Here is a 21576-nt window from a genome sequence, read left to right as displayed (position 1 = left end):
GGGCAACGTAGCCGCCGCCCGCACCGCCGGGCCACGGGTTTTCCCCTCGCCCTACAACAGCTCGACGATCGTGGCGTTTGCCATGCCGCCGCCCTCGCACATGGTCTGGAGGCCGTAGCGGATGTCGTTGTCCCGCATGTGCGTCAGCATGGTGGTCATGATCCGGGCGCCGGAGGCACCGAGCGGGTGGCCGAGCGCGATCGCGCCGCCGCGCGGGTTGAGCCGCTCCGGGTCGGCCTCGGTCTCCGCCAACCAGGCCAGCGGCACCGGGGCGAACGCCTCGTTCACCTCGTACACCCCGATCTCCTCGATGCCTAGCCCCGCGCGGCGCAGCGCCTTCGCGGTGGCCGGGATGGGTGCGGTGAGCATGGTGACCGGGTCGTCGGCGGCGACGACGGCGGTGTGCACCCGGGCCAGCGGGCGCAGGCCGTGCCGGCTGGCCCACTCGCTGGTGGTGATGGCGAGCGCCGCCGCGCCGTCGGAGATCTGCGACGCGGAGCCGGCGGTGACGACGCCGTCCGGGCGGAACGGGGTGGCCAGCTCGCCGAGCTTCTCCAGCGAGGTGTCCCGCCGGATGCCCTCGTCGGCGGCCAGCTTGCCGCCGTCGGCCAGGGCGACCGGGGCGATCTCGGCGTCGAAGGCTCCGGCATCCTGGGCGGCGGCGGCCTTCTCGTGGCTGGCGAGGGCGAACTCGTCGAGCTGCGCGCGGGAGAAGCGCCAGCGCTCGGCGATCAGCTCCGCCCCGACGCCCTGGTTGAACGGCAGCGGCGCGTCGTCGGCGAAACCCTCGACGCCGCGGTAGCGGTCGCGCAGCTGGTCGCTGAAGGGTGACCCGCCGGCCACACTGGCGCCCATGGCGACCCTGGTCATCGACTCGACGCCGCCGGCCACGACCAGGTCGGCCTGGCCGGAGAGGACGGTGGCGGCGGCGAAGTGCAGGGCCTGCTGGCTGGAGCCGCACTGCCGGTCGAGCGTGGTGCCGGGGACCGACTCGGGCCAGCCGGCGGCGAGCACGCCGTTGCGGGCGATGTTCCACGACTGGTCGCCGACCTGGGAGACGCAGCCCCAGACCACGTCGTCGACCTGCGCCGGGTCGATGCCGGTGCGCTCGGCGAGGGCGCGCAGCACGTGCGCCGAGAGGTCCACCGGGTGCACGGCGGCCAGGCTGCCCTTGCGCCGCCCGACCGGGGTGCGTACCGCGCCGACGATGACTGCGTCACTCATGACTACTCCCCGGTAACTTTGGGCCGGTCCCGATACTACGTCCTCGGCTTCCGTCGTGGCGACCGGTCGGTCGGCGGGGCGAGCCCGGGTGTCCCTCCCCGGTCGCCCTGGCATGCTGAACGGATGTGCGCACAACCGGCCCCGGCCCGGCAGTGGCGGGTGTCGCCCGCCCTGCCCGCGCTGAAGCTGACCGGCGCGGTGGCGCTGCTCGCGCTCGCGCTGCTCCTCGACGGCGGCGACCGGATCCAGTTGACGCTGGCCGTGGTCGTGGCCGCCGCACTCGCCGGCTGGGCGGCACGCGACTTGGTCGTGCCGGTCCGGCTGGCGGTCGACCCCGAGGGTGTCACGGTCGTCCAGGGCTTCGCGGGTCGCCGTCGGCTGCCCTGGGCGGCCGTGGAGAAGGTGACGGTGGAGCGCCGCGCACGGCTCGGCCTGAGCGGCGAGTTGCTGGAGATCGACGCCGGGGAGTCGCTGCACCTGTTCGGCCGGCACGACCTCGGCGCGGATCCGGCCGAGGTGGCCGAGGCGCTGCACGAGGCCCGCCCGCGCTGACCCGAAGCCGGCCCTGTGCCGACGCGGCGGCGGAGGTGCCGAGGCGGCGTTCGGGACCGGCCGGTCAGCCGCCGACGATCGCCGCGGTGCGGATCAGGGCCAGGCCGAGCAGCACCGCCACGATGATCGCGCCACCGGCGACCTGCACCAGCGTCCGCCGCGACCGCGGGGCGTACGCGAGCACGAGCGCCAGCAGCCCGCCCACCACGAGCCCGCCCAGGTGCCCTGGGATCGAGATGCCCGGAACGGTGAACGTGAAGACCAGGTTGATCACCAGGACGGGCAGCACCTGGGAGATGTCCCGCCCCATCTTGCGTTCGATGACCACCAGCGCCGCGAAGAGGCCGAAGATCGATGTGGAGGCACCGGCGGTGAGCTGGTTCTGCTCGCTGAACAGGTAGGCCGCGACGTTGCCGCCCAGCCCGGAGACCAGATAGAGAGCCGCGAAGCGCAGCGGCCCGAGGTTGGCCTCCAGCGACCGGCCGAGCACCCACAGCGCCCACATGTTCAGCAGCAGGTGGACCACGCCGTAGTGCAGGAACATCGCGGTTACCAGCCGGTACCACTCACCCTCGGCGATGCCGCCGATGGTGCCGTCCGGGAAGATCGCGCCGCCGAGCACCGAGCCCCAGTCGGTCAGTGGGGTGCTGCCGCCCATCAGGCCGCCGAAGCCGGAGCCGCCCACCGCCGCGTCCCCGCCCCGGTCGGAGGCGATGGAGAGCAGCATCAGCAGCACGTTGACGGCGATCAACGCCTTGGTGACGTAGCCGTGCCGGCCGGCGGCACCGCCACCGAAGGCGGTACGCGCCGGCCGCACGCTACGACGTCCCTCCGCCACACACTCCGGGCACTGGAAGCCGACCGACGCCTCCCGCATGCAGTCGGGGCAGATCGGCCGGTCGCACCGGGTGCACCGGACGTACGTCTCCCGACCGGGGTGCCGGTAGCAGACCGGCGTGGTGGGCGGAGAATCGCTCACCACGCCCGCCTGCCATCGCGGGCGACGCCGCCCACCATCCGATGCTGGCCCTCGGAGCGCTCAGTCATGTCGGCAAAGGTACCTCGCCGACCGCTCAGGCAGCCGTCCGCTCGATCTCGACCCGCTCGATGACGACGTCCTGCAACGGCCGGTCGTTCGGGCCGGTCGGGGTGTTGGCGATCGCGTCGACAGTCTTCGCCGACTGCTCGTCGGCGACCTGACCGAAGATGGTGTGCCGGTTGTTCAGGTGCGGCGTCGGGCCGACCGTGATGAAGAACTGCGAGCCGTTGGTGCCCGGCCCGGCGTTCGCCATCGCCAGCAGGTACGGCCGGTCGAAACGCAGCTCCGGGTGGAACTCGTCGCCGAACTTGTAACCCGGGCCACCACGACCGGTGCCCGTCGGGTCGCCCATCTGAATCATGAAGCCGCTGATCACCCGGTGCGAGATGGTGCCGTCGTAGTACGGCCCGCTGCCCGGCTGACCCGTACGCGGGTCGGTGTATTCGCGGTTGCCCTCGGCCAGGTCGACGAAGTTCTTGACGGTCTTCGGCGCGTGGTTGCCGAAGAGCTCCAGCCGGATCGGGCCAGCGTTGGTGTGCAAGGTGGCGTAGAGAGCCTCGGCCACGGGTACTCCTCACTCGTTGGTCAGTTCCATGCGGATCCTCCCATGTGCCCGATCTGGCAGTGCGGAGGCATCCGAAGGTGGAGGATGACGAAGGAACAACTCCCAGGAGGTGGGACCGTGTTTGGAGTCGGGCGACGTAAGACCCAGGGGCAGCTGGCCAAGGTGGAGCTGAACCAGGGCCTCGGTCACCTGAGGCAGGCCGCGACGCACGCCGCGAAGGGTGCCGGCGCCACCGTCGGCCCACGGGTCCAGGCGGCCCGGGGCGCCGTCGCGCCGACCGCCGTTCTGGTGCGCGACCGCGCGTCCAGCGGGCTCGCGTCCACGGTCGCCGCGCTCGCGCCGCTGGCCCTGGCCGTCCGCAAGGCCCAGGCGGAGGCGGCGGGCAAGGCGGCCACCGGCAGGAAGGCCGTCGCGGCCAAGCAGGCCGCGGCCACCAGGAAGGTCAAGGCGAAGAACATGAAGGCTTCCCGGAAGAAGAACTCCCGTCGGGGCGGGGCCATGATGACCGGCCTGCTCGCGGCCGGCGCGGTGGCGGGTGTCGCCGCGATGGCGATGCGGCGTCGACGGGAACAGCAGGAGTGGACCGAGTACGAGCCGACCCGCAGCAAGCTGGAGCCGATGCGTGACGAGGTCGACACCATCGAGGTCAAGACCCCGTCGGCACCCGGCAGCTCGGCGATGTCGAGCGCCAGCGGCTCGGCGGTGGCTGGCGGCGCATCCACCCCCGGCGGCAAGCAGCCCGCCATCCACCCGACGGACAAGGTCCCGTCGGTCGCCGAGGGCGCCAAGACCGTGTCGGGCCGCCCGGCAGACGACCTGACCGAGGCCCTCACCAAGAACACCACCAAAACCAACACCCGCCGCTAACCCTCTCCCTCTCCCTCTCCCCCTCCCCTCCCTCCCCGCGCCCCGTCTCCCGCGATCTTGCACTTGCTGCCCCCGCGATGCCCCATACGTCGCTTATGCCAGGGCACAACCTGCAAGATCGCGGGAGACGGGGCGGGCGGGGAGAGGGGCGGGGAGGAAGGGGAGGGGTTAGAGCCAGCCGTTGCGGCGGAACCAGCGGTAGAGGGCCAGGGAGATCGTGAGCATCAGGGCGAGGACGACGGGATAGCCGTACGTCATCTTCAGCTCCGGCATGACGTCGAAGTTCATCCCGTAGATGCCGGCGATGGCGGTCCAGACGGCGGCGATGGCGGCCCACGCGGCGATCTTGCGCATGTCGTTGTTCTGGTCGACCGTGACCTGCGCCAGCCGCGCCTGCAGGATGGAGTTCAGCAGGTCGTCGTAGGAGTTGACCTGCTCGACCGTGCGGCTGAGGTGGTCCTGCACGTCCCGGAAGTAGCGGCGGATCTCCTTCGGCACGTCGCGGTTCATCTGCGCGGTGAGCGTCATCAGCGGGCGCTGCAACGGCATCACCGCCCGCTTGAACTCCACCAGCTCCCGCTTCATCTGGTAGATCCGCTGGATCCGGCCGCTGGACTGGCGGTCGAAGACGTCGGCCTCCAGCGTGTCGAGGTCGTCCTCCAGCCGGTCGGCGACCTCCAGGTAGAGGTCCACCACCCGGTCGGTGACCGCGTACGCCACGGCCCAGGGCCCCTGGAGCAGCAGGTCCTGCTTCGTCTCCAGGTCGGCCCGGACTCCAGCGAGCCGGCAGGCGTCCCCGTGCCGGACGCTGATCAGGAAGTTCGGGCCGATGAAGAGCATCACCTGGCCGGTCTCGACGACCTCGGAGTGCTCGGTCAGCTCGGCGTGCTCGCAGTACCGCGCGGTCCGCAGCACCAGGAAGCTGACCTCGCCGAACTGTTCCAGCTTGGGGCGCTGCTGGGCCTTGACCGCGTCCTCGACGGCCAGCTCGTGCAGCCCGTACGTGGCGGCGATGGCGGTCATCTCGGCCAGCTCCGGCTCGTGCAGGCCGAGCCAGACGAAGCCGTTCTCCTCGCGCCGGGCCGCGGCGAGCGCCTCGGCGTACCGCCAGTCGCCGGGCTGCCGCCGGCCGTCGACGTAGAGGGCGCAGTCCACCACCGCGCTGCGCTGCGGACCGGCCGGTGCGGCGACGCGCTGCGGGTTGTCGGAGTTGAGCCGGCGGGTCATCGCCCGCACCGGCGCCACCCAGTCCCGGGGCCTGAGCACCCGGCCGCCGTTCGGCGAGGCCGCCCGCCCCCGCTGCTGCCCCTGGTCCGTCACCACGCACCTCCCCCACGCGCCGGCGCGGCCAGCAGGACACGTGCCACCGCGGCTAGCAGGGTACGCCGCCGTCGATGATCACCGCCGGTGACGATCGGCGGGAGGGTGGCGCCGGGCGGGCCGGGTCGCTTCAGGGGGGTGAGGGGACGACGCGGCCCACCCGGCGCCTTTTGGGGGCGGGGGTTGTGCTGGTCGCGCCGCCCCACGTGCGGCCGGTCGGAGCCGGACGGGCTCGCCACCGGGCGCGGCGAAAGGCCGGGCACCGGGATGGTGATCCTCGCTACACGTGGTGAGTGACGCTCGCAGCATTGTGGGCCGTCGGCCGCCCCGGCGGGAGCCCCAGGACGGCCGCGATCGGCCAACTGTCGGGAATCCGACAGAAATTCAGCCCCGGACGGCCGCCATTGCCTCCGCCAGGCGCCGCACACCCTCGTCGATCCGGTCGGCGGTGACCGCCGAGTACGCCAGCCGCAGGGCGTGCCGCCCGCCGTCGACCACGAAGTCACTGCCCTTGACCACGGCGACCCCGCGCTCGGCGGCGGCCGGGGCGAGCTTGTCGACCTCGACGTCCTCGGGAAGCTCGATCCAGAGGAAGTAGCCCCCGTCCGGCTCCACGAACCGGGCCTCCGGGATGTGCCGGCGCAGCGACTCGGCCAGCACCCGGGCCCGCTCCCCGAGCGCGGCGCGGACGGTCTCGATCGAGCGCTCGATGTCGCCGGAGACGCAGAACTGGTGCACGATCGCCTCGGAGACCATGCCGGGCGAGATGTAGAGGCTGGTCGCCTTCTTCGCGATGTCGCCGATCAGGTCCGCCGGGCCGACCAGGTAGCCGACCCGTACGCCCGGGCAGACCGTCTTGGTGAAGCTGGACGCGTGCACCACGACGTTGCGGGTGTCGAGCGAGAGCATCGACGGCAGCGCCTCGCCCCGGAACCGGATGTCGGCGTACGGGTCGTCCTCGAAGATCGTGAACTCGTACTCGGCGGCGAGGTCGAGCAGCTCGCGGCGCTTCTCCAGGCTCAGCGTCACCCCGGCGGGGTTCTGGTAGTTCGGGATGACGTGCGCCAGCCGGGGACGCACCCCCGACTCCAGCAGCTTGCGCAGCTCGGCGGTGTCGAGCCCGTCCGGCTGGATGGAGACGCCGTGCAACTGGCTGCCCATCCGCTGGAGGTTGAGCAGGGTCCGGTCGTACGTCGGGCGCTCCACCACCACCGCGTCGCCGGGGCGGACCAGGTGGTCGAAGAGGAACGCGTCCGCCTGCAACGAGCCGTTGGTGACGATCACCTGGTCGGCGGTGACACCGTGCTTCTCGGCGATCCACTTCCGCAGCGGAAGGTAGCCGACGGAGGTGCCGTACGCCGTCACCCCGGCGGGGTCGGCGTCGAACGCGCGGACGGCGGCGGCCTTGAGCCCCTCGACATCGACGATGTCCAGCGAGGGAGCGCCACGGGCGAAGGAGATCAGCTGCTCGGCGGTCATGGCTGTTCAGCGTACGGAAGGCGACGGGGTACGCGCGGACGGCACGGCGATGTCCGCATCCTGAGCCACCGGGACGGGTGACCGGCGTGGACCGGTCGGCGGGAGATCAGACCGGAAGGCCGAGCGGGTCGTGCTGTGCCTCCCGGGAGAGCCCGTCCACGTGCAGGCCGAGTGCCGCGATGAGCTGCCCCCAGTCGAAGTAGGACCGCCAGGCCGCGATCCGACCGTGCCGGACCCGGACGACGTCCGCCACGTCCCAGCTCACCACCCGACCGGTCGGCGCGACCGTGCCGAAGGGGGTGTGCAGCACGCCGGTGTGGGTCCCGGTCAGCCGCTGTTCGACCGCCGCGCCCCCGGCCGTCCGCACCGACCCGAGCCGGTCGACGGTCAGGTCCGGGAAGGCCCCGGTCCAGGTACGCAGCAGCGCGGGCAACTCGATCGGACGCGCCGTCACGCCGGGCATGGAGTAGAAGGCGTCCGCCGCGTAGAGGTCCGGCAGCCGGGCCACGTCCCGCCGCAGGAGCATCGCGTACTGCTGCTCGACCAGCCGCTCCGCGTCAGGCATGAGAACCTCCGTCGCGGGGCCGCGGCCCGTCCGCGCCCGCACCGGGATCCTTACCCGCCGATCAGCCCCGGCACACCCCCGCCGACCGGCGACCCGCTCCGCGTCGACCGAAGGCTCAGGACGCGCCGACCGGCGGCTCAGGTCGCGTCGGCCAGCCGGCTGGCCGCCCAGACCCGCATGATGTCCCGGACCGAGATCACCCCGGCCACCTCGCGGCCGTCGAGCACCACCAGGTGCCGGAAGCCGCCCCGGGCCATGGCCGCTGCCGCCTCCTGCACCGTCCACTCCGGCCCGGCGTAGACCACGTCCCAGGTCAGGTGGGCGGCCGTCCGCTCGACGTCGCAGTCCAGGCCGGCCCCGATGGCATTGAGCACGTCACGTTCGGTCATGATGCCGACCCCCTCGGAGTCGGGATCGATCACGACCGCCGACCCGACGCCGCGGGCCGACATCATCCGGGCCGCCTGACGGAGCGTGTGCTCCGGGCCGACCACGAGAACCTCGCTGGACATCGCTTCCCGAACCTGCATCACACATCACCCCTTTGGGACGGTGGCACCCGGTAGGGGACATGGTGCGCCCCGGCGGTGCCCCCGACAAGACCGGGCGGTGCCCACGACGAGACCGGGCGTCGCCGGAGGGCCCGGCCGCTCGCTACTGTCGTCAGGTGCCCACCGAGCCCCTGCGCTGCGCCGGAGCGCTGATCGTCGACGACGACGGCCGCCTCTTCGTTCAGCGACGGTCACCCGACCGGCGGATATTTCCCAATTGTTGGGACATCGTCGGCGGCCACCTGGAACCGGGCGAGGACGTGGCGGACGCGCTGCGCCGGGAGGTCACCGAGGAGACCGGCTGGCGGGTGTCCCACGTCCTCGGTCACGTCGGGGAGTACCGCTACGTCGCCGACGACGGCCTGGAGCGGATCGAGAGCGACTGGCTGGTCCGGGTCGACGGCGACCTGGCCCGGCCGAGGCTGGAGGCGGGCAAGCACACCGAGTACCGGTGGCTCGCCGCCGACGAGCTCGACCTGCTCGACGAGCACCGGGACGTCAACGACGGCCTGATCCGGCGGATCGCGGAGGAAGCCTTCGCCGCCCTGCGCTCGATCGGTCTGTGAACGACACCGTCGAGCTGGCGCCGCACCGGTTCGCCGGCCTGGTAGCCCCGGCGGTCGACCGGGCGTTCGTCGCCGGCATGCTCGCCTGCCGCGACGGCGGGGGCGCCGAGCTGAGCCAGCGGTACGGCGGACCGGCGGCCACCGGCTTCCTGCTGGAGTTCCGCACCCGACTCGCCGCGCCGGGCGGAATGGTGGACGAGGCCGGCTTCGCGGCGGTGACCCGCTACCGGGACCCGGGCGAGTGCCGGCGGGCCCTGGACAAGCAGGTGGCGTACGGGATGATCCACCGCAGCCCCGACGGCGGGCTCACCGCCACCGAGCGGGGGCTCGCCTTCCTCGCCGAGATCTGGCAGGTGCACGCGGAGGTGACCGAGGCGCTCTGGGCGGGGCACGACGACCGGCTGCTGCGGCTGGTGGAGGCGTTCGGCCGCGTCCTCACGTACGCGCTGGTGCTGGCCGACGAGGAGGGCCCCGGCGCCGGGGCGGCGTTCGCGACCACGGCGCCGCCGTACGAGCCGGACGGCACCCCGCCCGGCCTGCTGCTGCTCAACCGGCTCGGCACGATGCGCTACCACCGGGCCGACGCGCACGCCGCCGCGTGGACCGCCGCCGGGCACACCGCCGCGAGCGCCGCCGCACTGCCGCCCGGCCCCGAGCACGTCGCCATCGAGCTGGAGACCGACCGGCGGGCCGCCGGCCCGTACGCCGTGCTGACGGCCGAGGAGCGGCTCACGGTGCTGGCCGACCTGGCGGCGCTGCCCGGCTGACCGCCGCCCGGGTGGGCCGGCTGACCTGGTTGACCACAGCGGTCCCGTCACGCGGCGCTATCCTCCAGCGGTGACCGGGAGTCGGACGAGGGAGGACGCCGGAATGATCGGGATGGTGCTCGCAGCCGGGGCGGGGCGTCGGCTGCGCCCGTACACCGACACCCTGCCCAAGGCGCTGGTGCCGGTGGACGGTGACACCACCATCCTGGACATCGCGCTGCGCAACCTGGCCGAGGTGGGGCTCACCGACATCGTGATCGTGGTCGGCTACGCGGCCGACGCGGTCGTCTCCCGCCAGGCGGAGCTGGAGAAGCGGTACGGCGTCACGCTCACCCTGGTGCACAACGACAAGGCCGAGGAGTGGAACAACGCCTACTCCCTCTGGCTGGCCCGGGAGCACTTCGCCCGGGGCGTGCTGCTCGTCAACGGCGACACCGTGCACCCGGTCAGCGTGGAGAAGACCCTGCTGGCCGAGCGCGGCCCGGGCATCCTGCTCGCCGTCGACACCATCAAGCCGCTGGCGGAGGAGGAGATGAAGACCACCTTCGACGCCGCCGGCCAGCTCACCCGGATCACCAAGCTGATGGATCCGGGCGACGCGTACGGGGAGTACATCGGCGCGACGCTGATCGAGCCGCAGGTGGCCGACGCCCTGGCCGACGCGCTGGAGACGACGTGGCGGCGCGACCCCAACCTCTACTACGAGGACGGCTACCAGGAGTTCGCCGACCGGGGCGGGGAGGTGCGGGCGGCGCCGATCGGCGACGTCCCCTGGGTGGAGGTCGACAACCACGCCGACCTGGCCCGGGCGCGGGAGATCGCGTGCCGCTACTAGCCCGTACGGTGCTGACCCCGCTGCACATCGACGTGCGGCGCGGGGCGGTCGCCGACCTGGCCTCGATACTCGTCGACGGGCGGATCTCGTCCGGCGGGGACGTCGCCGTGGTGGTCGGCCCCGGCCAGGGCGAGCGGATCGCCGAGCTGATCCAGCCGTCGTTGCGTTCGGCCGACGTCTTCACCACCACCGGGGGGACGCTGGAGTCCGCCGACGACCTGGGTGGAAAACTGCGGATGAGGTCGTACGACGCGGTGGTCGGCATCGGCGGCGGCAAGACCATCGACGTCGCGAAGTACGCCGCGACCCGGCGTGGCCTGCCGATGGTCACGGTCGCCACCAGCCTGGCCAACGACGGGATCGCCTCCCCGGTGGCCAGCCTGATCAACGACGGGATCAAGGGCTCGTTCGGGGTACACATCCCGATCGCGGTGATCGTCGACCTGGACTTCGTGGAGAGCGGACCGGAACGGCACAACCGCGCGGGCATCGGCGACGTGGTGAGCAACATCAGCGCGCTGGCCGACTGGGAGCTTTCCCGGCAGGTACGCGGTGAGCCGGTCGACGGCCTGGCCGCGTCGCTGGCCCGGGCGGGCGCCGAGGCGGTGCTCAACCACCCGGGTGACATGACCGACGACGCGTTCGTCACCGTGCTCGCCGAGGCGCTGATCTCCAGTGGCCTGGCGATGGCCGTCTGCGGCACCAGCCGGCCGTCAAGCGGCGGTTGCCACGAGATCATGCACGCGGTCGACGCGCTCTTCCCCGGCACCGCCTCGCACGGCGAGCTGGCCGGGCTCGGAGCCCTGTTCTGCACCTGGCTGCGCGGCGACGAGCGGCGGTTCGCGGAGATGTCGTCCTGCCTGGCCCGGCACGGCCTGCCCCGGCTCCCGGCCGACGTGGAGCTCACCGACGAACAGTTCGTGGAGGCGGTGCAGTTCGCGCCCAGGACCCGGCCCGATCGATACACGATCCTCGAACACCTGGCGATGTCGCCTACCGAGACGCGTGAGCGGCTGGCAGACTACGCCGGTGCAATCCGCGACCACCTTGGCTGAGCCCCGTCCCACCGTCGCCGACTTCCACCGGGTGAACCGGGGCGGCGGCCTGTTCAGCGAATCGATCAGCCAGTGGCTGGGCGCGGTCTTCGCGCTCGTCGCCCAGCGCCTCGGGCTGCGCCCGACCGCGCTCACCATCACCAACCTGGTGCTCGGCCTGGCCACCTCGGTCACCGTGGTCGCGCTCGCCGGGCGGGTCGCCGACGGTGACGTGCCGGCCTGGGCGGTCGGGCTGCTCGCCCTGGTCGGCTGGCAGGTGGCGTACTGCCTGGACTGCGCCGACGGCCAACTGGCCCGGGTGACCGGGCAGGGCAGTGCCGCCGGTGCCCGGGTCGACGTGCTCTGTGACGTGGCCGCCCAGATCGCCCTGGTCGCCGCGCTGTCCGCGACGGCGGTGGCGCAGGAGCCATCGACGCCGACCTGGCTGGTCGCGGTCTTCGCCGGCACCTGGATGGTCAACCTGGTCACGTCGGTGATGCAGGCCGGCCCGAACGCCGCCAGCATGGTCACCTCGACCTCGCTGCCCGTACGCCTGGTGAAGCTGGTCCGCGACTACGGCGCGGTCATCTTCGCCGCCGGCCTGGTGCTGACCTTCGCCCCGGCCCTCGTCCTCTGGGTGATGGTCGCGTTCACGATCGTCAACGGCGGCTTCCTGCTCGCGAGCATCGCCTTCTCCGCCCGCGCCTCGCTCCGCTGACGCCCGCCCGCCGCCCGCCGCCCGCCGCCCGCCGCCCGCCGCCCGCCGCCCGCCGCCCGCCGCCAAGATCGTGCTCGATCGTGGAAGTAGTGGCGTCACGACCGCCCAGTGGCCACTACTTCCAGGAAACAGCGCGACCTTGACGCGGCGGCGCGGCGGGCGCGGCGGCGCGGCGCAGGCGCGGCGCGGTGGGTCAGTGGGTTGCGGGGATGAGCGCGGAGTAGATGTCGATGAGCTGCATGGTGACCACGTCGGGGTGGAAGGTGCGCTCGTAGCGGGAGCGGGCGGCGGGCGCCAACGTGGCGGCGCCGGCCCGGGCCACCGGGAGCGCATTGGCCAGCGCGGCCGGATCCGGCGGTACCACCCAGCCCGCCTCACCGGCCACCACCCCCGTCGGCAGGGTGGCCGTCCCGCCGCCGGGGACGACCGAGGCGACGGCGGCCGGGCCGGTGCCGGCGGGCTCACGGGGTGCGTCCGCGCCGAGCAGGTACGGGATGCCGCCGAGGGCGGTGCCCAGCACCGGACGACCGGCGGCGAGCGCCTCGATGATCACCGTGGGCAGCACGTCGTGCCAGGTGGAGGCGGCGATGATGGCCGCGCTGGCCTCGATCGCGGCGCGTACCCCGGCGCGGTCCAGCGGGCCGAGGTAGGTCACGTCGGCGCGCTCGACGGCGGCGGCCTCGGCCAGCGGGCGCAGTTCGCCGTCCCCGGCGATGCGCAGCGGGCCGAGCGCCCCGTCCGGGTGCCGCCGCCAGGCGTCCAGCAGCAGGTCCAGTCCCTTCTCCGGGGAGAGCCGGGCCATGTAGAGGAAGCCGTCGCCGAGCGGCGCGGGCGCCCCCGGGTCGGGGATGCCGTTGGGCTTCACCACGATCCGCTCGTCGGGAATGCCGTAGTCGCGCAGGTGGTCGGCGACCGCCGAGGTGAGCGCGATGAACCGGTCCACCGAGCGCCAGGTGCCCCGGTGCACCGCCAGCGTGGTCGCCATCAGGGCGCTCTGTGCCCGCGAGCCCCGGTAGCAGCGGTGCACGATGGCCGGCACCCCGAGAGCCCGGCCCCGGCAGTCCTGGCAGATCGCCCCGTCCCGGAAGTAGAGCCCGGAGGAGCAGACCTGGCGGTAGTTGTGCACCGTCTGCACCACCGGCACGCCGTGCCGGTGCGCGGTCCGCACGATCCACGGCGAGATCAGGGGGTACGGGTTGTGCAGGTGCAGCACGTCCGGCCGGTGCTCGGTGATCAGCCGGCTCAGGTCCTCCTGAGCGCGGGGGGCCCAGATCGGTGAGATCGGCAGCAGCGCCTTGGCCGACTTCGGCATCGTCGGGATCTCGTCCGAGCTACGGATGAACGGCAGCACCTCGACGCCGGCTGCGGCGAGCTGGGCCATCTCCACGTCGACGATGGTGTTCTCACCGGACGGCTGGGCCTCCCGGTACCGGTTGTGCGCCACCACGATTCTCACGGGAAAGAAGGCTACCGTTGGCTGGTGCCCGAACTACCGGAGGTTGAGGCGCTCGCGAGCTACCTGCGCGAGCGCGCGGTGGGGCGGCGCGTCGACCGGCTGGAGGTCGCCGCGATCAGCGCCCTGAAGACGTACGATCCGGCGCCCTCCGCCGCGGCCGGACGGACGGTGGTCGACGCCCGTCGGCACGGCAAGTTCCTCGACGTGGTGCTCGACGGCGACCTGCACGTGGTGGTCCACCTGGCCCGGGCGGGCTGGCTGCACTACCGGGAGGCGTTCGGATCCTCGGTCCCGCTGCGCCCCGGCAAGGGGCCGATCGCGCTGCGGGTACGCCTCGACGACGGCTCCGGCTTCGACCTGACCGAGGCCGGCACCCAGAAGAGCCTCGCCGTCTACCTGGTCACCGAACCGGAAACGGTGCCCGGGGTGGCCCGGCTGGGCCCGGACGCGCTCGCCGCCGACCTGGCCACCTTCACCGAGCGGATGCGCAGCCGCCGGGGGCAGGTCAAGGGGGTGCTCACCGACCAGACGGTGCTGTCGGGCGTGGGCAACGCGTACTCGGACGAGATCCTGCACGCGGCGCGGCTGTCGCCGTTCGCGTCGACCCACCGCTTGACCGACGCCCAGTTCGCGGTGCTGCACGAGGCGACCCGGCGGGTCCTCGGCGACGCGGTCGCCCGGTCGGTGGGCCAGAAGGCAGCCGAGCTGAAGGGCGAGAAACGCTCAGGGTTGAAGGTGCACGCCCGAACCGGACAGCCCTGCCCGGTTTGCGGGGATACCGTCCGCGAGGTCTCTTTCGCTGATTCGAGCCTCCAGTACTGCGCCACCTGTCAGACCGGCGGCAAGCCGCTCGCTGACCGAAGGTTGTCGAGACTTGTACGGTGAGTAACAGCACTGCCGATTACGGAAGGGATTCGACCGTCCCGTTCCGAACGTCTGAGTTGCGGCTCTACCGGGCCCGCCATCCATCGGTATAGTGGCTCGGTCCCCGGCTCTGAAATGGCGCGGAGTCGGCCAGCCAACCAGACGGCACCATGCCCCACGCAATGTCCCCCGGGTCGACGTGCGGGTCGGTGACGGCGTGGGAGACTGGGACGGTGGGCGACCCGGGCCCTCACGGCGAGTGAGCGGCCCGTGTCATGCGGGAGGACATGGATGAGGTGACGACAAGCCTCCAGCGCCCGGTAACCAACACAGGCCGGAGCAAACTCGTGCGGCACGTCGACAGCTTCGAGATCCAGCCGCCGGCATCGCCGTCCCACAACGGCGTACCCCGGTCCGCGTGGGCTCGGGCCCGCCGTCGCGTCTCCCGCTGGCACCGCCCCTACATCGCTCTTCTGCTGCTGCTCGACTTCGCGGCCGCCGCGGTCGCCAGCCTGATCGCCATCGAGACGTTCGACCAGTCGCGGGCGGGCTTCTACAACGCCGAACAGGACCCGACGTGGTTCCACACGGTGGCGTTCGCGCTGTTGCCCCTCGGCTGGGTGGTCAGCCTCTGGGCCAACCGGGCCTACGACCGGCGCTACCTCGGCCTCGGGCCGGACGAGTTCAAGCGGGTGATCCGGGCCGGCGTCGCCGTCGCCGCGACGGTCTCCTTCCTCGCCTTCGCCACCAAGACCGACCTGTCCCGTTACACGGTCGGCACGGCCCTGCTCGCGGCGCTGCTGCTGATCCTGCTGAACCGGATCCTCTGCCGGTTCGTGCTGCACGTGGTGCGGCGCAACATCGGTCAGGCCGGCCACCGGATGGTGCTGGTCGGCACCCTGCCGGAGTGCCTGGAGGTCTACACCGCGGTCACCCGCAACCAGGCCGCCGGGCTGATGCCGGTCGCCATCCACGTCACCGACGGCTACGCGGCCGCCAAGGGCATGGAGACCCCGGTCCCGGTGTACGCGGGCCGCGACGTCCTCGCCCTCGTCCGGGAGGTCGGCGGCGACACCATCGCGGTCTGCGGCTCGGCCAGCGCGGAACCGGGCGAGCTGCGCCGGCTGGCCTGGCAGCTGGAGGGATCCGGCGTCGACCTGGTCGTCGCCCCGCAGCTGACCGACATCGCCGGGCCCCGGGTGCACATCCGGCCCATCGAGGGTCTGCCGCTGCTGCACGTCGAGGAGCCGACCCTGTCCGGGCCGGCGCTGCTGGCCAAGAACCTGATGGACCGGGCGGCCGCCGGGCTGGGCCTGCTCATGCTGACCCCGGTCTTCCTGGCCATCGCGATCGCCATCCGGGTCTCCGACCCGGGCCCGGTCTTCTTCCGCCAGCCCCGGGTGGGCCACGAGGGCCGCACCTTCCGGGTCTGGAAGTTCCGCACGATGTACGTCGACGCGGAGGATCGGCTGGCCAGCCTGGTCGACCGGAACGAGACCGACGGCATGCTGTTCAAGATGAAGCAGGATCCCCGGGTCTTCCCGGTGGGCCGCTTCCTGCGCGCCTCCTCGCTGGACGAGCTGCCGCAGTTGATCAACGTGCTCAAGGGCGAGATGTCGCTGGTCGGGCCGCGCCCGCTGCCCGCCGACGACGGCGACTTCCTCGGCGACGTCCGCCGGCGGCTGCTGGTCCGGCCGGGCATGACGGGGCTGTGGCAGGTCTCCGGCCGCTCCGACCTGTCCTGGGACGAGGCGGTTCGGCTCGACCTCTACTACGTCGACAACTGGTCGCTGGCGTACGACCTGAGCATCCTGTGGCGCACCGTCGGGGTGGTGCTCGCCCGCAAGGGCGCGTACTGACCCCTTGGCGGATGGCCCGGCAGGGGGTCAGGATCGCTGCGTGGGCGGCAACCTCTCGGGCTTCTTCGGCGTCGTCTCGCTGGTCGCCGCGCTGGTCGCGGCCCTGTTCGCGGTGGTCCGGCTGCGCGCGCGGCGGGGCATCGCCACGGCCACCCAGCGGGCGACGTACGAGGTGCTGCACACCGCCGGGCTGGCCGCCGAGCCGCTGCGCGCCGGCCTGACCGCGGCGAACGCGGCGAAGGCCGTACGCCATCTGCGGGCGTTGGTGGGGGCGGCCGGGCTGGCGCTGACCGACCGGGAGGGGCTGCTCGCCCTGGACGGGCGGGGCGGGCACCACGAGGCGCAACTGGTCGCGGCGGCCCGGCGGGCCGTGGCGGCGGGGCGCTCGACGGTCCTCGGCGCCTCGGAGCTGCACTGCGACCGGGTCGACTGCCCGGTGCGCGGGGCGGTGGTGGCCCCCCTGACCGGCGCCGACGGGCGCAGGGTCGGCGCGCTCGTGGCGGTGGCCGACGACCAGCCGGCACCCGGCCTCGTGCAGGCCACCCTGGAGACGGCGCACTGGGCGGGCAACCAGCTCGCCCTGGCCGAGCTGGACTCCTCGCGGGAGCGGCTGGCCCGCGCCGAGGTACGCGCCCTGCGGGCGCAGATCAGCCCGCACTTCATCTACAACGCGCTGACCGCGATCGGCTCCTTCGTCCGCACGGATCCGGACCGGGCGCGGGAGTTGATCCTGGAGTTCGCGGAGTTCACCCGCTACTCGTTCCGGGCGCACGGCGAGTTCACCACGCTGGCCGAGGAGTTGCGCTCGATCGACCGCTACCTGACCATCGAGCGGGCCCGGTTCGGTGACCGGCTCCAGGTGCGCCTCCAGATCGCCCCCGAGGTGCTGCCCGTGACCCTGCCCTTCCTCTGCCTGCAACCACTGGTGGAGAACGCCGTCCGGCACGGGTTGTCCCGCAAGCCGGGCACGGGCATGGTGAGCATCGAGGCCCGGGACGCGGGCACCGAGTGCCACATCACCGTGGAGGACGACGGAGTGGGAATGGATCCGACCACGCTGACCGCCGGCATCGCCGAGCTGGCCGGCGCCGCCGGGGATCCGGGCGACGCTGTGCGGGCCGGCGTCGGAGACGACCCGGGCCAGCACGTCGGCCTCTCCAACGTCGACGAGCGGCTCCGGTCGGTCTTCGGGGACGGCTTCGGCCTCGTCGTCGAGACGGGTCTCGGCTCGGGTACGAAGGTGAGCATGCGGGTGCCGAAGTTCCACCCCGGCGTACGGGCCGGCTCGTGAGCGCGAGGAGTGAGCCGGGTTTGCGAGCCCCGAAGCCGCGAACTGAGGTGGCACCGTGAGCGGCGGGGTGAACGTGGCCGGGTTCCTCCGGGTGCTGGCCGTCGACGACGAGCCGCCGGCGCTGGACGAGTTGGCGTACCACCTGCGGGCCGATCCCCGGGTGGCCCGGCTGCACACCGCGGGCGACGCGACGGAGGCGCTGCGGGTGCTCCGCGACGGCGACGTGGACGTGGTCTTCCTGGACATCCGGATGCCCGGGCTGGACGGCATGGAGCTGGCCCGGGTGCTGCGCCGGTTCGCCCGGCCGCCGGCGATCGTCTTCGTCACCGCGTACGACGACGGGGCGGTGGACGCGTTCGACCTGGGCGCCACCGACTACGTCCGCAAGCCCGTGCGCGCCGAGCGGCTCGCCGAGTCGCTGCGCCGGGTGATCGGCTCGCGGGTGGTGCCGTCGCACCCGGCGGCCCTCGCCCGCGCGGAGGAGGACCCGACCATCCCGATCGAGCTGGCGGGCACCACCCGGATGCTGCCACGCTCGGCGGTGCGCTGGGTGGAGGCGCAGGGCGACTACGCGCGGCTGCACACCGCCGACGGCTCACACCTGGTGCGGGTGTCGCTGGCGACCCTCGCGGAACGCTGGGCGGACGCCGGGTTCGTCCGGATCCACCGGTCGTACCTGGTGCAGCTCAAGCTGATCGCCGAACTGCGGCTGGTCAACTCCGGCTACGTGGTGGTGGTCGACTCGGCGGAGCTGCCGGTCAGCCGCCGGCACACCCGCGAGCTGAAGGACAAGCTGGTCCGCGCGGCGAAGCAGGACTGGAACCGCTGACCGGCCCCCGCCCCCGGCCTGGGTGGGAGGTGGCTCCGTAGACGCTGTCGAGCTGCCCCGTCTGTGAGACCACAGGGCACCACGGTGAGTCGGCCCCATGGATCGGCCCCATGGACCAGAGGGCCGTCCCATGCGTCGCGGGGCCGGTCGCATGGATGGGGCAGCTCGACAGCGCAGCCGGAGCATCAACCTCGCCCCCGCCCGCCTCCCGCTACCGCTTCCGCTCCCGGAATCTTTTCGCGAACGGGAATAGGCGCGCGATGTCGTACGCTGTACGGTACTCCGTACGCCAAAGGAGGCCGCCATGTTCGACGCCGCGACCGAATTCGACCGCCAGCTCGACCGGCTGGTGGAGCTGGGCTACCCGGCCCTCGCCGAGCTGACCGAGGACACCTTCCGCGACCTGGTCGCCCCGCTCCGCACGGCGGCCGTCGCCGGGTCGGCGGGCCTGCCCGCCCCCACGCAGGGGCGGGTGCCCTTCCTCCTGGTGATCACCCGCGACCTGGTGCCGGTAGCGGAACGCGTCGCGCTCACCACCCTGGCCGGTAAGCGGAAGCCGGGCGTCGTCGACCGGCACTACGCCGAGGGCGACCTGCCGAAGTTCGACCCGATCAAGGAGTTGGAGGTGCCGGCCGGCCCGGCGTACCTGCTCTTCGACGTCGACCGGGGCGAGGAGACCGTCAACCTGGCGCCCGCCGCCGCGATGGAGGTCATCACCGGCCGGGGCCGACTGCCGCTCACCATCGACGAGGGGCTCGCCTTCGTCACCCTGCACCCGGAGGCGCTCGCCAAGAACAAGTGCTTCTCGCTGGTCGGCTCCCGCTGCGGCGACAAGCGGGTGCCGGCGCTCTGGATCAGCCAGAACGCGCCGAAGCTCGGCTGGTGCTGGTACGGCAACCCGCACACCTGGCTCGGTTCCGCCTCCGCCCACCCGGAGCGCGTCGGGCTGGAATGAACAGAGTTATCCACAGGCGTGACCCGTTCTCCACAGGTTATGCACAACCCGGCGTGGACGGCTCCGCCCGGCCGTCGCGGGGCGACAGGCGCCCTTGACAATCACGGCGATCGGGCGAGACTGCCCAGGTGGCCGCAGCCGACGATCCCGTCCCCGCACCCCGGCCCGGGCGCTCCGGGGCGCCGGGGCCGGCTCGGGCCGCCCAGCCCCGGACCCGGATCGTGCTGGCCGAGGTGTCCCGCCACGAGGACCGGACGGAACGCACCCGCGCCGAGCTGGCCCAACAGACCCGGGTCGGCGACGCGCTCGTCCGAGGGCTGGTCCGGGCCCAGTTCGCGCTGGCCCTGCGGCTCTCCCTGGTGGTGGCGATCGGGCTCGGCGGGCTGCCGTGGCTCTTCGCCGTCGCGCCCGCCGTCGGCCGGGTCACGGTGCTCGGCGTCAACCTGCCCTGGCTGCTGCTCGGGGTGGCGTCGTTCCCGTTCCTGATCGCGGTCGGCTGGGCGTACGTGCGGTTGGCCGAACGCAACGAGCAGGACTTCACCGACCTGGTCCAGCGACCGGAGCGCTGAGGTGGGCAACGGTTTCGTCGTACCGGCGATCGTGGCGGTCACCCTGGTCACCGTCGGCATCGGCTTCTACGGGCTGCGGCTGGCACGCACCACCTCCGACTTCCTGGTCGCCTCGCGGGCGATCAGCCCGACCTGGAACGCCGCCGCGATCGGTGGCGAGTACCTGTCGGCGGCGAGCTTCCTCGGGGTCGCCGGGCTGATCCTCAAGTACGGCGTCGACGTGCTCTGGTATCCCGTCGGCTTCGCCGCCGGCTACCTCGCCCTGCTGCTCTTCGTGGCCGCGCCGCTGCGCCGCTCCGGCGCGTTCACGCTGCCGGACTTCTGCGAGCTGCGGCTCGGGTCGCGCCGGCTGCGCACCCTGGCCACCGTCTTCGTGATCTTCATCGGCTGGCTCTACCTGGTGCCGCAGCTGCAGGGGGCGGGGCTGACGCTGGCCACGGTGACCGGCTCGCCGTACCCGTTGGGGGCCCTGCTGGTGGCCGTGGTGGTCACCGCGAACGTCGCGCTCGGCGGCATGCGCGCGATCACCTTCGTGCAGGCCTTCCAGTACTGGCTGAAGCTGACCGCGCTGGCCGTACCGGCGATCTTCCTGGCGTTGCAGTGGCAGGCCGACGCCCGGCCGGCGGTGACCCCGCCCGACGGGCCGGCGTTCCGGACCGCGACCACCGTCGTGGTCGAGCACCGCGCGACCCTCACCCTTCCCGACGGCCGGATCCAGGAGGTACGCCCCGGCGACGAGCTGTCCTTCGCCGCCGGCGACCCGGTGCCGGAGGTGTCCGGGGTCGCCACCGACGCGGCCGACTGGCTGCTGCCCAGCACCGCCGGGGACGACGACCGGGGCCTGTTCGCCACCTACTCGCTGATCCTGGCCACCTTCCTCGGCACCATGGGGTTGCCGCACGTGCTGGTCCGCTTCTACACGAACCCGGACGGCGCCGCCGCCCGCCGCACCACGCTGGTGGTGCTCGCCCTGGTCGGCGCGTTCTACCTGCTGCCCACCATCTACGGGGTGCTCGGTCGGATCTACACCCCGCAGCTCCTGGTGACCGGGCAGACCGACGCGGTGGTGGTGCTGCTGCCCGGGGCCGCGCTCGGCGACGGCACCACCGGCCGGCTGCTCGCCGCGCTCGTCGCGGCCGGCGCGTTCGCGGCCTTCCTCTCCACCTCGTCGGGGCTGCTCACCAGCGTCGCCGGGGTGATCTCGACGGACGTGCTGGGGCGGGGCTCCGTACGCGGCTTCCGGCTCGCCACGGTGATCGCCGGGGCCGTGCCCGCGGTGCTCGCGCTCAACCTCGCCGGGCTGGACGTGTCGCAGGTCGTCGGGCTTGCCTTCGCGGTCGCCGCGTCCAGCTTCTGCCCACTGCTGGTGCTCGGCATCTGGTGGCGCGGGCTGACCGACCTCGGTGCCGCCGCCGGGATCCTGGTCGGTGGCGGCGCGGCGGTCGGGGCCGTGCTGGTCACGGTGTTCGGCCCGCCGTTGTCCGGCTGGCCGGCGACGCTCACCGCGCAGCCGGCCGCCTGGACGGTGCCGCTCGCCTTCACCGTGATGGTGGCGGTCTCCGTGGCGACCCGCCGCCGGGCACCGGCCGACATCGGGGCCACCATGCTCCGCCTGCACGCCCCGGAGGCCCTACGGCTGTAGCACCGACGGGTCCGCCCAGGGAAGGACCC

The 21576-nt window shown here is 72.9% G+C and carries 22 protein-coding genes; 14 read left to right on the top strand and 8 right to left on the bottom strand.

The window, feature by feature from the left end; genetic code table 11:
• Window positions 1-51 precede the first annotated feature (51 nt).
• Entirely contained in the window at window positions 52-1224 is a 1173-nt protein-coding gene (locus tag ABZ809_RS02825) for an acetyl-CoA C-acyltransferase (protein ID WP_357560601.1), read from the bottom strand.
• 123 nt (window positions 1225-1347) lie between these two features.
• On the opposite strand from ABZ809_RS02825, the gene ABZ809_RS02820 reads away from it, so the two are divergent.
• Window positions 1348-1776, top strand: a complete 429-nt coding sequence (locus ABZ809_RS02820; RefSeq protein WP_357560600.1) for a PH domain-containing protein — start codon at window positions 1348-1350, stop codon at window positions 1774-1776.
• A gap of 64 nt (window positions 1777-1840) precedes the next feature.
• On the opposite strand, the gene ABZ809_RS02815 is transcribed toward ABZ809_RS02820, so the two are convergent.
• Both ABZ809_RS02815 and ABZ809_RS02810 read right to left on the bottom strand, forming a co-directional pair.
• Window positions 1841-2755 carry a rhomboid family intramembrane serine protease gene (locus ABZ809_RS02815; protein WP_357560599.1) on the bottom strand — a complete coding sequence of 305 codons (915 nt, stop codon included), beginning with the start codon at window positions 2753-2755 and terminating at the stop codon, window positions 1841-1843.
• Window positions 2756-2849: 94 nt separating this feature from the next.
• Entirely contained in the window at window positions 2850-3380 is a 531-nt protein-coding gene (locus ABZ809_RS02810; RefSeq protein ID WP_357560598.1) for a peptidylprolyl isomerase, read from the bottom strand.
• An 84-nt stretch (window positions 3381-3464) separates the two neighbouring features.
• Here ABZ809_RS02810 and ABZ809_RS02805 point away from each other — a divergent pair, with 84 nt between their 5' ends.
• A complete protein-coding gene (locus ABZ809_RS02805; protein WP_357560596.1) occupies window positions 3465-4247 on the top strand; it encodes a hypothetical protein in 783 nt (260 codons plus the stop codon).
• A gap of 168 nt (window positions 4248-4415) precedes the next feature.
• Here the strand turns inward: ABZ809_RS02805 and corA are convergent, their stop codons facing one another.
• The 4 genes from corA to ABZ809_RS02785 form a co-directional block, all read right to left on the bottom strand.
• On the bottom strand, window positions 4416-5474 hold the full coding sequence (gene corA / locus ABZ809_RS02800; protein ID WP_357560822.1) for a magnesium/cobalt transporter CorA: 1059 nt from the start codon (window positions 5472-5474) through the stop codon (window positions 4416-4418).
• 477 nt (window positions 5475-5951) lie between these two features.
• Window positions 5952-7046: a PLP-dependent aminotransferase family protein gene (locus ABZ809_RS02795; protein WP_357560595.1), complete on the bottom strand. Its 1095-nt coding sequence runs from the start codon at window positions 7044-7046 to the stop codon at window positions 5952-5954.
• A 106-nt stretch (window positions 7047-7152) separates the two neighbouring features.
• Window positions 7153-7611: a nuclear transport factor 2 family protein gene (locus tag ABZ809_RS02790; RefSeq protein WP_357560594.1), complete on the bottom strand. Its 459-nt coding sequence runs from the start codon at window positions 7609-7611 to the stop codon at window positions 7153-7155.
• A 137-nt stretch (window positions 7612-7748) separates the two neighbouring features.
• A complete protein-coding gene (locus tag ABZ809_RS02785; RefSeq protein WP_357560593.1) occupies window positions 7749-8141 on the bottom strand; it encodes a CBS domain-containing protein in 393 nt (130 codons plus the stop codon).
• A gap of 137 nt (window positions 8142-8278) precedes the next feature.
• On the opposite strand from ABZ809_RS02785, the gene ABZ809_RS02780 reads away from it, so the two are divergent.
• From ABZ809_RS02780 to ABZ809_RS02760, 5 genes are all read left to right on the top strand, one after another.
• Window positions 8279-8728, top strand: coding sequence for an NUDIX domain-containing protein (locus ABZ809_RS02780; protein WP_357560592.1), 450 nt, complete (start codon window positions 8279-8281; stop codon window positions 8726-8728).
• A complete protein-coding gene (locus tag ABZ809_RS02775; RefSeq protein WP_357560590.1) occupies window positions 8725-9495 on the top strand; it encodes a hypothetical protein in 771 nt (256 codons plus the stop codon). Before ABZ809_RS02780 ends, ABZ809_RS02775 begins: the two co-directional genes overlap by 4 nt.
• Window positions 9496-9598: 103 nt before the next feature.
• Window positions 9599-10330 (top strand): phosphocholine cytidylyltransferase family protein, encoded by a 732-nt coding sequence (locus tag ABZ809_RS02770; RefSeq protein WP_357560821.1) that lies wholly within the window; start codon window positions 9599-9601, stop codon window positions 10328-10330.
• Window positions 10318-11385 (top strand): iron-containing alcohol dehydrogenase family protein, encoded by a 1068-nt coding sequence (locus tag ABZ809_RS02765; RefSeq protein WP_357560588.1) that lies wholly within the window; start codon window positions 10318-10320, stop codon window positions 11383-11385. Before ABZ809_RS02770 ends, ABZ809_RS02765 begins: the two co-directional genes overlap by 13 nt.
• Window positions 11360-12082 (top strand): CDP-alcohol phosphatidyltransferase family protein, encoded by a 723-nt coding sequence (locus ABZ809_RS02760; RefSeq protein ID WP_357560587.1) that lies wholly within the window; start codon window positions 11360-11362, stop codon window positions 12080-12082. Before ABZ809_RS02765 ends, ABZ809_RS02760 begins: the two co-directional genes overlap by 26 nt.
• A 193-nt stretch (window positions 12083-12275) precedes the next feature.
• Here ABZ809_RS02760 and ABZ809_RS02755 read toward each other — a convergent pair whose 3' ends face one another.
• Window positions 12276-13538 carry a glycosyltransferase family 4 protein gene (locus ABZ809_RS02755; protein ID WP_357560585.1) on the bottom strand — a complete coding sequence of 421 codons (1263 nt, stop codon included), beginning with the start codon at window positions 13536-13538 and terminating at the stop codon, window positions 12276-12278.
• A 24-nt stretch (window positions 13539-13562) separates the two neighbouring features.
• On the opposite strand from ABZ809_RS02755, the gene ABZ809_RS02750 reads away from it, so the two are divergent.
• The 7 genes from ABZ809_RS02750 to ABZ809_RS02720 all read left to right on the top strand — a co-directional run bounded on the left by ABZ809_RS02750 (window position 13563) and on the right by ABZ809_RS02720 (window position 21547).
• Entirely contained in the window at window positions 13563-14423 is an 861-nt protein-coding gene (locus ABZ809_RS02750; protein ID WP_357560584.1) for a DNA-formamidopyrimidine glycosylase family protein, read from the top strand.
• Between the two features lie 266 nt (window positions 14424-14689).
• Window positions 14690-16261, top strand: coding sequence for a sugar transferase (locus ABZ809_RS02745; protein WP_357560583.1), 1572 nt, complete (start codon window positions 14690-14692; stop codon window positions 16259-16261).
• 40 nt (window positions 16262-16301) lie between these two features.
• Window positions 16302-17552, top strand: coding sequence for a histidine kinase (locus ABZ809_RS02740; protein WP_357560582.1), 1251 nt, complete (start codon window positions 16302-16304; stop codon window positions 17550-17552).
• A gap of 73 nt (window positions 17553-17625) precedes the next feature.
• On the top strand, window positions 17626-18381 hold the full coding sequence (locus ABZ809_RS02735) for a LytTR family DNA-binding domain-containing protein (RefSeq protein WP_357560820.1): 756 nt from the start codon (window positions 17626-17628) through the stop codon (window positions 18379-18381).
• Between the two features lie 304 nt (window positions 18382-18685).
• Entirely contained in the window at window positions 18686-19336 is a 651-nt protein-coding gene (locus ABZ809_RS02730) for a DUF5701 family protein (RefSeq protein ID WP_357560581.1), read from the top strand.
• Window positions 19337-19554: 218 nt separating this feature from the next.
• Window positions 19555-19905, top strand: coding sequence for a hypothetical protein (locus tag ABZ809_RS02725; RefSeq protein ID WP_357560819.1), 351 nt, complete (start codon window positions 19555-19557; stop codon window positions 19903-19905).
• Window position 19906: 1 nt separating this feature from the next.
• The gene (locus ABZ809_RS02720) at window positions 19907-21547 is read left to right on the top strand and encodes a cation acetate symporter (protein WP_357560579.1); all 1641 of its coding nucleotides are present in this window, start codon (window positions 19907-19909) and stop codon (window positions 21545-21547) included.
• The last annotated feature ends 29 nt before the right edge of the window (window positions 21548-21576 follow it).

Source organism: Micromonospora sp. NPDC047074 (genome assembly GCF_040643815.1).
Classification (GTDB): Bacteria; Actinomycetota; Actinomycetes; order Mycobacteriales; family Micromonosporaceae; genus Micromonospora.
This window is presented reverse-complemented; position numbering and strand designations above follow the sequence as displayed.

Excerpts from the sequence above, each read along its gene's own strand:
- ABZ809_RS02825 (WP_357560601.1), bottom strand. The coding sequence starts at position 1,224 with ATGAGTGACGCAGTCATCGTCGGCGCGGTACGCACCCCGGTCGGGCGG.
- ABZ809_RS02820 (WP_357560600.1), top strand. The coding sequence starts at position 1,348 with ATGTGCGCACAACCGGCCCCGGCCCGGCAGTGGCGGGTGTCGCCCGCC.
- ABZ809_RS02805 (WP_357560596.1), top strand. The coding sequence starts at position 3,465 with ATGACGAAGGAACAACTCCCAGGAGGTGGGACCGTGTTTGGAGTCGGG.
- corA (WP_357560822.1), bottom strand. The coding sequence starts at position 5,474 with ATGACCCGCCGGCTCAACTCCGACAACCCGCAGCGCGTCGCCGCACCG.
- ABZ809_RS02795 (WP_357560595.1), bottom strand. The coding sequence starts at position 7,046 with ATGACCGCCGAGCAGCTGATCTCCTTCGCCCGTGGCGCTCCCTCGCTG.
- ABZ809_RS02790 (WP_357560594.1), bottom strand. The coding sequence starts at position 7,611 with ATGCCTGACGCGGAGCGGCTGGTCGAGCAGCAGTACGCGATGCTCCTG.
- ABZ809_RS02785 (WP_357560593.1), bottom strand. The coding sequence starts at position 8,141 with ATGCAGGTTCGGGAAGCGATGTCCAGCGAGGTTCTCGTGGTCGGCCCG.
- ABZ809_RS02770 (WP_357560821.1), top strand. The coding sequence starts at position 9,599 with ATGATCGGGATGGTGCTCGCAGCCGGGGCGGGGCGTCGGCTGCGCCCG.
- ABZ809_RS02745 (WP_357560583.1), top strand. The coding sequence starts at position 14,690 with ATGGATGAGGTGACGACAAGCCTCCAGCGCCCGGTAACCAACACAGGC.
- ABZ809_RS02730 (WP_357560581.1), top strand. The coding sequence starts at position 18,686 with ATGTTCGACGCCGCGACCGAATTCGACCGCCAGCTCGACCGGCTGGTG.